This is a genomic window from Corallococcus sp. M7 (assembly GCF_054512695.1).
In genome coordinates this window covers 7,396,391-7,409,064 of sequence record NZ_CM137252.1, presented here as the reverse complement: position 1 = coordinate 7,409,064, position 12,674 = coordinate 7,396,391, and the positions used below count along the sequence as shown (strand labels likewise).

The following is a 12,674-nucleotide window of genomic DNA, read 5'->3' as shown; positions in this document are numbered from 1 at the left end:
AGGCCCACCATGAAGCTCCGCTCCTCCTCCTTCTCCGCGCCGTCCCTCTCCTCCGGCTCCCGCACGCGCAGCCCCAGCGCGCCCCCGAAGCTGGAGACGGTGACGCCGCGGAAGGCGCCCACGGCCCTAGAGCTTCAGGATGGCAAGAGCAAGCTCAAGCCGGCGGACCACGGCGTGGTGCACCCGGACCTGTCGGGCATCCGGACCCGCCGTGACAGCCGTCAGTCCGGCGCGGACTTCGCGGACTTCACGCAGGACGCGCGCAACTCCACGCACAAGCTGATGAGCCGCCCCGTGGGCAACCAGATGCTGACGGAGCTCAACGGCCGCACGCAGCACGTGAACCCCGGCGCGACGGGCACCGCGCAGAAGCCGCTGACGGTGGCGGACATCTACTCCGGCCGCAACGAGACGGCCATGCCCATGTCGCACCGCCCGCGCCACGACGGCACGCTCCAGTCGCTGCGCCCGGCGTACCGGTACGACGGCCAGGCCAGCGCGGGCCAGGCTAGCCGCATCAACTACAACGAGAACCAGCCGGGCCAGCGCTTCAACAGCCTGGGCCACGAGTCCGTGCACGCCTGGCGCGCCGCCAACGGCGTGCAGGTCAGCCCCCTGGCCGCCAGCAAGCACGCGGACGCGGAGGTGTTCAAGCGCTACCCCAGCCACTCGGACGCGATGAAGAGCACCGTGGAGACGCGCCTGCAGCTCCAGGAGGAGTTCGAGACCGTCGGCCTGCGCCCCACGCCGCGCATGCCCAACGCCCCCACGGAGAACCGCATCCGCGCCGAGCACGGGCTGCCCGCGCGCCAGGACTACTCGGGCTTCCGGCCCGGCGCGAACAGCAACCAGCAGAACTTCGAGAACTTCGACGCGGGCTCGGATGACCGCAGCCGGTTCCAGAAGTTCATGGGGACGCCGTCGCCGCTCGGGCGGATTGTCGGCGACCTGGAGAAGTAGGCGCTCGCGCCCACCTGCCCACGGCGGATTGCCGCGCGCGCGAAGTCCCCCCACCGTTCCTGAAAAGACCGCAGGCCCGGGGGGACCTCATGCGCGCGCGACTCCTGTTCATCCTCATCCCGTCTTTGATTCTTCCGGGGACGTACGCCGGAGCACAGGATGCCAGCTCGGCCGCGCACGGCGCGCATGGCGAGCCCTCCGCGATGTCGAGCCTGACTTCGCTCGCGGAAGGAGCGGTGCTCTTCGACAACCTGGGGAACTTCCAGCGGAAGGTGACGACCCGGTCGCCCGAAGCGCAGGCCTTCTTCGACCAGGGCATGCGGCTCACGTATGCCTTCAACCACGACGAGGCCGCGCGCTCGTTCGCCCGCGCCGCGCAGCTGGACCCCTCGTGCGCCAGTTGCTTCTGGGGCGTCGCCCTGGTGCTCGGGCCCAACTACAACGTGCCCATGCTGCCGGACCGGGCGGCGACCGCGTGGACGGCGCTGCAAAAGGCCCAGGCGCTCGCCCCCACGGCGACCCCCACGGAGCAGGCGCTCATCGGCGCGCTGTCCCGGCGCTACGGCGGGCCGGAGCCCCGCACACCCGAGGAGATGAAGCCCTTCTCCCAGTCCTACGCCAACGCCATGCGCGACGTGGCGAAGCGCTTCCCGGATGACAACGACGTGCAGGTGCTCTTCGCCGAGTCCCTGATGAACTTGAACCCGTGGAAGCTGTGGACGCTGGAGGGCAAGCCGGAGCCGGGGACGGAGGAGATTGTCTCGCGGCTGGAGTCGGTGCTCGCGCGCGCGCCGAAGCACCCGGGGGCCAATCACTATTACATCCACGCCGTCGAGGCCTCGGAGCACCCCGAGCGCGCGCTGGCCTCCGCGGACCGGCTGCCGGGGCTGATGCCCGGCGCGGGCCACGTGGTGCACATGCCGGCGCACATCTACCAGCGGGTGGGCCGGTACGCGGACGCCTCGGAGAGCAACCGCCGCGCCGTGCAGGCGGACAATGACTATCTGCGCCAGGTGGAGCCCATCGGGTACTACCCGATGTACCTGGCCCACAACTGGGGCTTCCTGTCGTTCTCCTCCTCCATGGAGGGACGCGCGGGGGAGTCCATCCGCGCCGCGCGCGAGTCCGCGAACGTCCTGCCGCCGGAGATGCTGAAGGAGATGCCGGGCATGGACTTCTTCGCCGCCGAGCCCCTGCTCGCGATGGTGCGCTTCGGCCACTACGACGCGCTGCTCACGGAGCCCCGGCCGGATCCGAAGTACCCGGTGCTGACGGGGCTGTGGCTGCACGCGCACGGGCTGGCGCTCGCGGCGAATGGGGAGTTCGAGGAGGCCCGCGCGGAGCACGCGGAGTTGGTGAAGCTGGCCGCCAACGTCCCCGACACGATGACCGCCGGGAACAATTCGGCGAAGGACGTGCTGGACGTGGCGGCCCGCGTGCTCGACGCGTCCATCGCGGAGCGCCAGGGCTGCGCCGACGCGCTGACGCGCTGGGAGGACGCGGTGCGCGCCGCGGATCAGCTGGCCTATTCAGAGCCCAGTGACTGGTACTACCCCGTGCGCCACTTCCAGGGCGCGGCGCTGCTGGACGCGAAGCAGTACAGGGCCGCGGAGGCGGTGTACCGGGAGGACCTGCGCCGCAACCCCGGCAACGGCTGGGCCCTCTTCGGGCTCGCCGGGTCGTTGAAGGGGCAGGGGCGCACGGAGGAGGCCAACGCCGTGCAGCAGCGCTTCAAGACGGCCTGGAAGGGCTCCGACTTCGCGCTCACCCGCACGGCCTTCTGACGTCAGCGCGCCCCGGCGCGGCGGAAGCCGTACACCCATGCGCCCGCGGCGACGAGCGCGGGCAACACCACGGACACCGTGAGCGCGCCGAATACGGCGTCGTTCACGGGCTGCCCGATGAGGTCCACGCCGGACACCCGCAGCCACGCCTTCACGCAGGTGATGCCCCAGTTGGCCCAGTTGGCGACGATGACCGCCCAGGCCAGCCGCCGCTGTCCCACGGCGCCGTAGCGCAGCATGGGCAGCGTCCACGCGACGCCCAGGAGGAAGAACGTGCCCATCAGCGCGTTCAGGTGCGCGGCGAGCGCCATCTGGGGATCCGCTGGCACCTTGCCCGTCATCGCCGCGGAGACGTAGCCGCCGGTGAGCAGGCCCACCAGCATCAGCCACGCCGCGGCGTGGGCCATCAGCCGTGCCGCGGGCTGGACGAGCGGGACGACGGTGGACTCGGGGACCGGGGAGGCCTCGGAGAGGGGACGGACGGAAGCGTTGTGCATGGTGGGCGGAGCGTCATCCTCGCACCCGGCCGCGCGCGGACGCCAATCCGCCCATCCTGACTCCCAGCGTCAGAAGCGCGCCTGGAGCAGCACGTTGACGCCCACCGCGTTGGAGGGCTGGAGGACGGGCCGGGAGACCCCCATCTCGTCATCCTCGAAGAGGGTCCGGTTCGGGTCGTGGGTGTAGGAGACCTCCGCCAGCACGCCGGCAATCGCTCCCAGGTCCCAGCGCGCCGTGGCCTTCACCGTCACCACCAGCCCTGGGTCCTCGCCCGCGGGCAGGATGCTGATGAGGTTGGGCCCCGTGAACACGGCGGTGTTGTCGCTGAACAGAGGGCTCTCCGGTGCATTCCGCAGGGAGGCGGGGCGGGTGACGCGCACGAGCAGCCCGGGCGTCAGCCCCCAGTCCTGGAGGTGGTAATCACTGCTCAGCGTGCCGGAGACCTCCGCGCGGGTCTCCGCGTCGCTCAGGAAGGCCTGGTACGGAGGGAACCCGGGGACGTCGGCCTGGATGAAGGAGAGCGCGCGGACATAGGCCAGCGCGTGCGCGCGCCAGAAGCCCTGCTTCACCCGCGCCTCCAGGGCTCCCGCGCCCCCCGTCTGCGTGCTCCGCTGGGGATCGCCGGCCTCTGAATCCACGAGCCCCTGGGACAAGAGGCTGCCCTCCAGCGACACCGACGCGGCGAAGCCTCCCGGATACGTCTCCGGCAGGAAGAAGCGTTCGAAGAAGGTCGGGTCGCCCTGGTACAGCGCCAGATCGACGTTGTTCCCAACGGGGGCGCCGTGGTGCCAGACCGCGCCCAGGGAGGCCCCCTTCACGGGGTTGTGCAGCTCGACGCCCTGGTTCGCGACGCCGGGGATCTGCCCTCGATTGAGCACGGTGCCCTTGAGGGCCAGTCGCAGCTCGGGCGTGACGTCCAGGAAGCCGCCCGCGAGCAGGGCGTAGCGGCGTGAGGACTCCAGCAGCAGGTCATCCGCGACGGTGGCGGACTTGAGCGCCACGAAGGCGTCCCACTGCCGCCGGGACAGGCGCAGCTCCAGCGCGGACTCGCTTCCGGAGCGGCGGGGAAAGGCCTGCCGCTCCCACGTCACCGGCCAGGTGAAGCCCATGTGCAGCCGCGACGTGTTCACGGGGTGGACCGCCACGGCGAGCCCCTCGCCGGACGCCCAACCCGAGGGCCGGTAGCGCAGCCGCACGTTGCTGCCGAAGTCCTGCAAGCCAAGGCCCGAGGCGCCCGGCGTGTTGAGGAAGAACGACAGCGTGGCCTCCGCGCGCAGGCCCGACGCGAGCTCCGGCGTATGTCCTTCTAGCGCCGCGTGGAAGGAGGTGCCCGAGCCCTCGGCGTCAATGTCCTCGTCGAGGCCCTGGAAGGACAGCCGCGCCTGGAAGGGCGGTTCGGTGGGCGTGGCTTCAGGGGCCTGTCCCAGGCACAGCAGCAGGGGAAGCGTCAGGAGTGGGGACGTCATGGGCGCGCGCGTCTAGCACGTCCCGCCCGGGACTGGCATTCCCCCCGGCGCTTCAGGACGCGGCGTCGATGCGGCTGTGGCGCCGCGTGTCTGGCATCACCGTGTAGACGAGCAGCGAGCAGAAGATGCAGACCGTGACGTACCAGAAGAACCACGTCTCATGCCCGGCCAGCTTCAGGCGCGTGCCCACGTACTCCGCGGTGCCTCCGAAGAGCGACACCGTCAGCGCGTAGGGCAGCCCCACGCCCAGGGCGCGGATGCGCGCGGGGAACAGCTCCGCCTTCACCACGGCGTTGATGGACGTGTAGCCGGAGAGGATGACCAGCGCGGCGAGCACCAGCAGGAACGCGGTGAAGGCGTCCCTGGTCCGCGTCAGCGCCGTGAGCAGCGGCACCGTGCACAGCGTGCCCAGCACGCCGAACCCCATCAGCACCGGCCTGCGGCCCACGCGGTCGGAGACGGACCCCAGCACCGGCTGGAGGAACATGTAGAGGAACAGCGAGCCCGCGGAGATGAGCGTGGCCTCGTCCCGCGTCAGCCCCACGGAGTTCACCAGGAACTTCTGCATGTAGACGGTGTACGTGTAGAAGGCCAGCGTCCCGCCCATGGTGAGCCCCACCACGACGGCGATCTCCTTCGGGTGGCGCAACAGCTCCCGCATGGGGTGGTGCTCGGACTTCTTCGCGGCCTCGCGGGTGAAGGCCTCCGTCTCCACCATGTTGCGGCGCATGTAGAAGCCGAAGACGGCCAGCGCCGCGCCAATGCCAAACGGGATGCGCCAGCCCCAGGCCTCCAGCTGCGGGCCCGTCAACACCAGCCGCTGCAACACCAGCAGCGTCAGCGTGGCCAGCAGCTGTCCCATGATGAGCGTGACGTACTGGAAGGAGCTGTAGAAGCCCCGGTGGCGGGAGGTGGCCACCTCGCTCAGGTAGGTGGCGCTGGTGCCGTACTCACCGCCCAGGGAGAGGCCCTGGAGCAGCCGCGCGAGCATCAGCACCACGGGCGCCGCCACGCCAATGCTCGCGTACGTGGGGCACACGGCGATGACCAGCGAGCCCAGGCACATCAGCGTGACGGACAACGTCAGCGCGGACCTTCGGCCCCGGAGGTCCGCGTAGAGCCCCATCATCCAGCCGCCCACCGGCCGGATGAGGAAGCCCAGCGCGAACACCCCGGCGGTGTTGAGCTGTCGCACCAGCGGATCCGCGTCCGGGAAGAACGCCTGCGCGAAGTACAGCGAGAACGCGGAGTAGACGTAGAAGTCGTACCACTCGATGAGGTTGCCCACCGAGCCGCCGAAGATGGAGAGCAACCGTTGCCGGACGGTGGACATCGGGCTTGCGGCTCAGGCCTTCAGCGTGCGGCCGAAGAGGTCCTCGAGCCTCTTCCAGTGCGTCTCCGCGACCTCCGCGTTGAACTGGGGCGTGCCTGGCACCGAATAGCCGTGCTGCGCGCCGGGGTAGAGCTCCGAGCGGTACTTCACGCCCGCGTCCTTCAGCGCCGCCTCCAGTGTGCGGATGGCGTCCGCGGGCATGGAGTTGTCGTTGTCCGCGTGGCCGAAGTACAGCTCGCCCTTCACCTGGTTCACCAGGCGGTGGGGGCTGTCGGGCGCATCCGTGGCCAGGCGGCCGCCATGGGAGGACGCCACCGCGCCGATGCGGTCCGGGAAGTCCGCGCCCATGCGCACGGCGATGCCGCCGCTGAAGCAGTAGCCGGCCACGCCCGCCTTCGGGCCCTTCACGGAGGACTGCCGGGAGAGGAAGTCCAGCTGGGCGCCCGCGTCCTGCTTCAGGCGCTCCGTCGTCAGCGTGCCGATGAGGGCGTAGATGCGCTTGCGGAACGCCTCGTCCGCGAAGGTGCCCTTGAGGTCCAGCTTCGAGGCGGGCGCTTCCCGGTAGAACACGTTGGGCAGCAGCACGACGTAGCCGGACTTCGACAGGCGCCGGGCCATGTCCTCGAAGACGGGCCGGATGCCAAAGGCATCCGGAATCATGATGACCGCGGGCCACGGCCCCGAGCCCTCCGGCTGGAACAGCTTCGCGTCCATCACTCCATCCGCGGTCTTGATGTCGACGTCCTGCATGGCGTGGGTGACCTCCAGCGCGGGCGGTGCGTGTGCCCGGCAGGAGGGTGACACCACACGCGCGGGCGATGCGCCATCCGTTTCGCGACGGGCCCCCGCCTCCCCGCGCGAAAAGGACACTTGCCTGCCTGTGCTCCCTTGACGCAGGTGCTCCCGCCGCGCATGTCGTGGGTGTGCTCGCGCGCGGCTCCTGGCAGGATCGCAGTCCATGGAGCGGGAGGGCAGGGTGCTCATGCATCGAGAAGGCGCGGCCGTGATCCGGATGCTGGTGCTGGTGGGCGCGTTGGCCGGGTCCAGCGCGCGGGCGGAGGTGACGCGCGCGGAGTTCCTGGTGCCGTCGGAGGAGGGCATCGAGGTGTCCGTGCGCGAGGTGAAGGACGCGGGCATGCAGGTGGCCAACCTGCCGCCGCTCATCTTCCTGCATGGTGCGCGGGTGCCGGGGCGGGCCTCGTTCGACCTGCCCGTCGAGGGCGGCTCCATCGCGGCGGAGCTCGCTCGCGCGGGGCATGCGGTGTACCTCATGGATGCGCGCGGCTATGGCGGCTCCACGCGGCCTTTGGCCATGAGCACGCCCGCGAAGGGCCGGCCCCTGGTGGGCTCGCACGAGGTCGTGCAGGACGTGCACGCGGTGGTGGGCTGGGTGAAGGCGCGCACGGGGCAGCGCCGCGTGGGGCTGGTGGGCTGGGCCACGGGAGGCCACTGGGCGGGCATGTACGCCAGCCTCCATCCGGACAACGTCAGCCACCTGGTGATGCTCAACGCGCTGTACGCGGGCAGCGCGGAGCACAAGATGCTGGGCAGGGGCACGGACTTCGAGGACCCGAAGCGGCCGGGACACTTCAACGCGGAGGGCATTGGCGCCTACCGCTGGAACACGGGCGCGTCGCTGATGGCGGTGTGGGACCGGCAGTTGCCAGAGGCGGAAGAGGAGCGGGTGAAGTGGAGGGACCCGGAGGTGGCGGCGTCGTTCCAGCGCGAGGCGGTCACGAGTGATCCGCTGGGGCCATCCCGCACGCCGTTCGCCTTCCGGGCGCCGTCCGGGGCGCTGGAGGACAGCTTCTACCTGGCCACGGGCCGGCAGCTGTGGGACGGAGCGTCCATCACGGGGAAGGTGCTCATCCTGCGCGCGGAGAATGACTTCTGGAGCCGGCCGGAGGACGTCACGCGCCTCCAGGAGCACCTGAACCACGCGGCCAGCGTGAAGGCCGTGGTGCTCCCGGGCGCGACGCACTTCGTGCACCTGGAGCGGCCGGAGCGGGGCCGCCGTGTCCTCATGGACGAGCTGCTGCGCTTCACCGGCGCCCGCGTCACCCCCGCGCCGAAGCCCCCGAAGCCGCCCCAGCCGTGAGCCGCTAGACTGGTGGGGATGATTTCCATTCGGAGAATCGAACAGGCGACCCCCGGGGAACTGGAGGCGCTGGCCGAACTGCTCATCGACTCCGTCGACGGAGGCGCGTCGGTGGGCTTCCTGCCGCCGCTCACGCGGGACGCGGCGGTGGAGTACTGGCGGGGCGTGCTCGCGGCGCTGGGGCCGGGGCTTTTGCTCTGGGTCGCGGAGGTGGACGGGCGCATCGACGGCACCGTGCAGCTCGCGCCGTCGCTGCGTCCCAACGGGCTGCACCGCGCGGAGGTGCAGAAGCTGCTCGTGCACTCGCGGGACCGGGGGAAGGGGCTCGCGTCGCGGCTGCTCCAGGAGGTCGAAGCGTACGCGCGGGGCGCGGGGCGCACGCTGCTGGTGCTCGACACGCTGGCGGGTTCGAAGGCGGAGGCCGTCTACCAGCACTGCCAGTGGCAGCGCGCCGGAGAGATTCCGGACTGGGCGCGGCACACCGACGGTGAGCTGCACCCCACGGTCCTCTTCTTCAAGCGCCTCGTTCCCTGAAGCCCACTCACAGGCAACACGCGCCTTCAGGGATGATAGGGATAGCGCGCCAGGACCTTCCCGTCCGCCGACACGGCATACAGCTCATACCAGTGCGCGGAGGGATTGAATCCCGGTGCTGCCCAGCCACACTTCTCGACGTTTCGCTTGATCTCCACGAAGTACAGCCCGCCGTGTTGGGCGACGGAGACCTCCATGGCCTTGGCGGTATAAGAGCAGTCTTTCGCATACTCCTTGGGAAAGCCCGCCAGCAGCCGCTGCAAGGCCGCATGGGCGGCGAGAACCGCAGGTCCGTCCAGCGTTGCCAGGGGACGCAGATCGTCAGGCCACTCAATCCCCTCCGCGATGATGGGCGCGCGGGCGGTCGTGCCTCCGCCGGCATCCATCGCCACGGCGCTGCCCCCGTCCTTCGCGGAAGTGCCCGAAGAGGCAGGAGGCGTGCCTCCATCCAGCAGGAGCGTGATGAGAAGGACGTGATGAGGAAGCTTCAGCATGGGGACAGGCTCCAGGTCGCTTCTACCACTTCAACTCGGGTGAGCAGCGGGGCAGCAGCATGCGGGGGCTGCGCATGCCGGAAGCCTCTTGTGGATGACAATTCGCCTGGAACTCCCAAAGCGCCTTGGCCTCATTCCATTGGAAGACCTCTCCCGCTGGGTTCCACTTATAGAAGCGAGGTTCGTCCTTGTGTCCCGTGGCGAGCCAGGCCCATGCGGGAATCAACCGATTCCTCGAGTCGCGCGCCAGTTGGCCATCCGGGCTCGCGGCATAGGACACCATCGTCCACAGCCCGTCCGCCATCTTCACCGCTGGGAATCGGGTCAGGTCGTCACTGCTCATGTTCGTTGCGCACGGGTGATTGTGCGCGAAGCCGACGATGGGCAGGTTCCGACCAAAGGATTCATCGTCGACGCCACCGAAGGGAGGCTGGCACGAGCTGTGTTCCTTCATGAGGTTGCGGATGGGCCATGAAACACGCCAGTCCTGCGGCGTCTTGTAGAGGGCGACGCAGTATTCAGATGCATCCGGTCTTGGACCGCCGGTGTTCGGGTCGCAGGCATCCATCGCACCCGGAAGGTTCATCAGCGCCCGGAGCGTCGGCAGCACCAGGTCATCCGGAATCGCGCCTGCGTCCGATACGACGACAGGGATGTCCCTGTGTTGCCAGGGACCTGGGGCCACCGCGAGGTCGAACCGCCCTTCCAGGATGGGGAGTTCGGAGCGCAGGTAGTAGAGGCGGGGGCCTGCGCAGGCCATGAGCAGCACGAACAGGAAGGTGCAGGTCCGCAGCATTGTTCCGCAGGATAGCGGGTTGCCCGGATGCCTGTGCGGAGCTCAGTCCGCCCGGAGCACGACCGCGGGGGGCACGTGCGCGGCCCTTCGTGCTGGCAACAGCGCCGCGAGGAAGGCCACGGCGCCGAGCACCGCCACCACCAGGCCATACGTGAGCGGATCCGTGGGCCCCACGCCGTTGAGCAGATGGGACAGCGCGCGGCTGGCGCCCCATGCGAGTGCCAGACCCAGCACCAGCCCCATCGCAGTGAGCCGCAGGTAGTGGCTCAACACCATGCCCATCAGCTGGTTCGCACGCGCGCCCAATGCCATGCGGATGCCCAGCTCTCGCGTGCGCTGCACCACCGCGTAGGCCACCACTCCGTAGAGCCCCACCGCCGCCAGCACCAGCGCCACTCCCGCGAAGAGGCTCGCCAGCAGGAGATAGAAGCGCAGCGGCGCCACCGTTTCATCCACCACCGACGCCAGCGTCCGCAGGCTTCCCACCGCGAGGTTCGCGTCCAGGCCCCGGACCTCCGCCCGCACCGCCCCGGCCAGCGCCAGGGGCTCTCCGGTCGTGCGGAGCACCAGCACCATGTCCGTCGTCCGCGCCTGCTCATAGGGCACGTACACCTCCGGCGCGGCGGGCGCGGCCAGCCCCTCCGTGGCCAGGTTCGCCACCACCCCCACCACCCGGCCTCCGAACGCGCCGTTGCCCAGGTCCATGTCCAGGTCCAGCGTGCGGCCCAGCGGGTCCTCTCCCGGCCAGAAGCGGCGCGCGGCCTCCGCGTTGATCAACACCGCGCGCCCACCCGCGCCACGGTCCTCTGGCAGCAGCCCCCGGCCGCTCAGCACGGGCACCCGCAGCGCCTCCAACGCGCCCGGCGTGACGATGCGCATGCTGGCCTGCCAGGGCTCCGTGCCCGGTGCCACCGGCCGCAGCGGGTCTCGCACCGCGAGCGTCCAGCGCTTTCCCTCCATGGGAACCGCGTTCACCGCGCCCGCCACGCTCACCCCGGGCAGACCCCGCAGCCGCTCAAGCAGCCCGTCGTAGAAGGCCGCGGGCGCCGCGCCGCCCATGGCGTAGCGGATGGGCGGCAGGCTCAGCTTCACCGTCAACACGCCCTCCGGCTGGAAGCCCGGGTCGACCCGGCGCAGGTGCACGAAGCTGCGCAGCAGCAGGCCCGCGCTCACCAGCAGCAGCACCGCCAGCGCCGTCTCCGCCACGATGAGCGCCGCGCGGGTGCGGTGGTGATGCGCGGCGCCGCCCGCGCCCTCGCCCGCGGTCCGCAGCACGCGCGCCAGCTCCACCCGCGACGTCTGCCATGCCGGCACCAGCCCGAAGAGCAGCGTGGTGAACACCGACAGGCCCGCCGTGAACGCCAGCACGGTGCCATCGAGCGACACCTCGTTGATGCGCGGGATGTCCCGGGGCCCGAACGCCGCCAGTGCATCCAGCGCCCACATCGCCGCGAGCAGCCCCGCACCGCCTCCCAGCACCGACAGGAGCGCGCTCTCCACCAGCAACTCCCGCGCGATGCGCCCCCGGCTGGCGCCCAGCGCGAGCCGCACCGAGGTCTCCGCCTCGCGCGACGCGGCCCGCGCCAACAGCAGGTGCATGAGATTGGCGCACGCGATGAGCAGCACCAGCCCCACCGCGCCCAGCAGCAACAACAACGAGGGGCGCACCTGTCCCACCAGCACGTCGCGCAAGGACTCCACGCTCGCGCCCATCTCCGCGTTCGTCGCCGGATACCGCGCCGCCAGGCTCCGCGCGACCGCCGCCGCGTCGGCCCTCGCCCGCTCGAGGCTCACGCCGGGCCCCAGCCGCCCATACACCTCCAGCCAGTGCGCGCCTCGCGCCTCCGGCTTCGTCATGGACTCGTCCTGGACCAGCGGCGTCCACAGCTCCGCGCGCGACGGGAAGTCGAAGCCCGGCGCCATCACGCCCACCACCGTCCACGGCAGGGGGCCGCCCAGGTTCACCGTGCGCCCCAGCACATCCGGGCTGCCGCCGAAGCGGCGCTGCCAGAGCGCATGTGACAGCACCGCGACCTGGGGCGCCCCCGGCGCGTCATCCCCGGCCTGGATCGCACGGCCCAACTGCACCCGAGGCCCCAGCACCTGGAAGAACCCGGCCGTCACCATCCCGGCCTGCACCTTCATGGGCGAGGCCTCCGTCCGGTCCGCTCCGAGCGTCACCTGCACGGGCGCCACGCCGGCGAGCCCCTCGAAGGTCCGCGCCTGTTCGCGCAGGTCCATCAGGTCCGGCGGCGACGTCGGCCCCGGCCCCTGCCGGCCCACGCTGAACAGGCGCACGAGCTGTGCGTCGTCGCGCAGGGGCAACGGCCGCAGCAGCACCGCGTGCACCACGCTGAAGATGGCGACGTTGGCGCCAATGCCCAGCGCCAGCGTGGCCACCGCCACGACGGTGAAGGTGGGGCTGCGACGCAGCCGCCGCAGCGCGAGCAGGAGGTCCTGGAGGAGGAGGGGAGCCATGACGGACGCCGTTGAGCATGGCTCATGCCATGGAGCCCGGACAGCCACGCCCGGGCGACATGACGGAGGCGCTGACCGGCGCTGGGAATCCGCATCCCGCTTCCGGACACGGGTGCACGAACCTTGCCGCACCCAGTCATCAACCTGTAAGGGCTTGAAAGCAGGAACTCCAAGGGTTCCTGCCGGGTTGGGGCGAAGCCGGGGGCCGCAGCGCCATCACTGACAAGGAAGCA

11 protein-coding genes are annotated in these 12,674 nt (G+C 70.6%); 4 read left to right on the top strand and 7 right to left on the bottom strand.

Annotation, left to right across the window (positions count from 1 at the left end):
• The first annotated feature begins 9 nt into the window (after positions 1-9).
• Together ACX114_RS29535 and ACX114_RS29530 are read left to right on the top strand one after the other, a co-directional pair.
• Positions 10-960, top strand: coding sequence for a type III secretion system effector protein (locus ACX114_RS29535; protein ID WP_459290010.1), 951 nt, complete (start codon positions 10-12; stop codon positions 958-960).
• Between the two features lie 89 nt (positions 961-1,049).
• On the top strand, positions 1,050-2,744 hold the full coding sequence (locus ACX114_RS29530; protein WP_459290008.1) for a tetratricopeptide repeat protein: 1,695 nt from the start codon (positions 1,050-1,052) through the stop codon (positions 2,742-2,744).
• 2 nt (positions 2,745-2,746) lie between these two features.
• Here ACX114_RS29530 and ACX114_RS29525 read toward each other — a convergent pair whose 3' ends face one another.
• From ACX114_RS29525 to ACX114_RS29510, 4 genes are all read right to left on the bottom strand, one after another.
• Positions 2,747-3,241 (bottom strand): hypothetical protein, encoded by a 495-nt coding sequence (locus tag ACX114_RS29525; protein ID WP_459290006.1) that lies wholly within the window; start codon positions 3,239-3,241, stop codon positions 2,747-2,749.
• A 69-nt stretch (positions 3,242-3,310) separates the two neighbouring features.
• Positions 3,311-4,708 (bottom strand): hypothetical protein, encoded by a 1,398-nt coding sequence (locus ACX114_RS29520; protein ID WP_459290004.1) that lies wholly within the window; start codon positions 4,706-4,708, stop codon positions 3,311-3,313.
• A gap of 52 nt (positions 4,709-4,760) precedes the next feature.
• Positions 4,761-6,041: an MFS transporter gene (locus ACX114_RS29515; protein WP_459290002.1), complete on the bottom strand. Its 1,281-nt coding sequence runs from the start codon at positions 6,039-6,041 to the stop codon at positions 4,761-4,763.
• Positions 6,042-6,053: 12 nt separating this feature from the next.
• The gene (locus tag ACX114_RS29510; RefSeq protein WP_459290000.1) at positions 6,054-6,791 is read right to left on the bottom strand and encodes a dienelactone hydrolase family protein; all 738 of its coding nucleotides are present in this window, start codon (positions 6,789-6,791) and stop codon (positions 6,054-6,056) included.
• A gap of 232 nt (positions 6,792-7,023) precedes the next feature.
• Between ACX114_RS29510 and ACX114_RS29505 the strand changes: the two genes are divergently transcribed.
• Both ACX114_RS29505 and ACX114_RS29500 read left to right on the top strand, forming a co-directional pair.
• On the top strand, positions 7,024-8,139 hold the full coding sequence (locus ACX114_RS29505) for an alpha/beta fold hydrolase (protein WP_459289998.1): 1,116 nt from the start codon (positions 7,024-7,026) through the stop codon (positions 8,137-8,139).
• Between the two features lie 18 nt (positions 8,140-8,157).
• Positions 8,158-8,673, top strand: coding sequence for a GNAT family N-acetyltransferase (locus ACX114_RS29500; protein ID WP_459289996.1), 516 nt, complete (start codon positions 8,158-8,160; stop codon positions 8,671-8,673).
• Positions 8,674-8,699: 26 nt separating this feature from the next.
• Here the strand turns inward: ACX114_RS29500 and ACX114_RS29495 are convergent, their stop codons facing one another.
• The 3 genes from ACX114_RS29495 to ACX114_RS29485 are packed head-to-tail and all read right to left on the bottom strand — an operon-like array spanning position 8,700 to position 12,441.
• A complete protein-coding gene (locus ACX114_RS29495) occupies positions 8,700-9,167 on the bottom strand; it encodes a hypothetical protein (protein ID WP_459289995.1) in 468 nt (155 codons plus the stop codon).
• A gap of 22 nt (positions 9,168-9,189) precedes the next feature.
• A complete protein-coding gene (locus tag ACX114_RS29490; RefSeq protein ID WP_459289993.1) occupies positions 9,190-9,963 on the bottom strand; it encodes a hypothetical protein in 774 nt (257 codons plus the stop codon).
• 42 nt (positions 9,964-10,005) lie between these two features.
• The gene (locus tag ACX114_RS29485; protein WP_459289991.1) at positions 10,006-12,441 is read right to left on the bottom strand and encodes an ABC transporter permease; all 2,436 of its coding nucleotides are present in this window, start codon (positions 12,439-12,441) and stop codon (positions 10,006-10,008) included.
• Between the last annotated feature and the right edge of the window lie 233 nt (positions 12,442-12,674).

Excerpts from the sequence above, each read along its gene's own strand:
- ACX114_RS29535 (WP_459290010.1), top strand. The coding sequence starts at position 10 with ATGAAGCTCCGCTCCTCCTCCTTCTCCGCGCCGTCCCTCTCCTCCGGC.
- ACX114_RS29530 (WP_459290008.1), top strand. The coding sequence starts at position 1,050 with ATGCGCGCGCGACTCCTGTTCATCCTCATCCCGTCTTTGATTCTTCCG.
- ACX114_RS29525 (WP_459290006.1), bottom strand. The coding sequence starts at position 3,241 with ATGCACAACGCTTCCGTCCGTCCCCTCTCCGAGGCCTCCCCGGTCCCC.
- ACX114_RS29520 (WP_459290004.1), bottom strand. The coding sequence starts at position 4,708 with ATGACGTCCCCACTCCTGACGCTTCCCCTGCTGCTGTGCCTGGGACAG.
- ACX114_RS29515 (WP_459290002.1), bottom strand. The coding sequence starts at position 6,041 with ATGTCCACCGTCCGGCAACGGTTGCTCTCCATCTTCGGCGGCTCGGTG.
- ACX114_RS29510 (WP_459290000.1), bottom strand. The coding sequence starts at position 6,791 with ATGCAGGACGTCGACATCAAGACCGCGGATGGAGTGATGGACGCGAAG.
- ACX114_RS29505 (WP_459289998.1), top strand. The coding sequence starts at position 7,024 with ATGCATCGAGAAGGCGCGGCCGTGATCCGGATGCTGGTGCTGGTGGGC.
- ACX114_RS29500 (WP_459289996.1), top strand. The coding sequence starts at position 8,158 with ATGATTTCCATTCGGAGAATCGAACAGGCGACCCCCGGGGAACTGGAG.
- ACX114_RS29495 (WP_459289995.1), bottom strand. The coding sequence starts at position 9,167 with ATGCTGAAGCTTCCTCATCACGTCCTTCTCATCACGCTCCTGCTGGAT.
- ACX114_RS29490 (WP_459289993.1), bottom strand. The coding sequence starts at position 9,963 with ATGCTGCGGACCTGCACCTTCCTGTTCGTGCTGCTCATGGCCTGCGCA.
- ACX114_RS29485 (WP_459289991.1), bottom strand. The coding sequence starts at position 12,441 with ATGGCTCCCCTCCTCCTCCAGGACCTCCTGCTCGCGCTGCGGCGGCTG.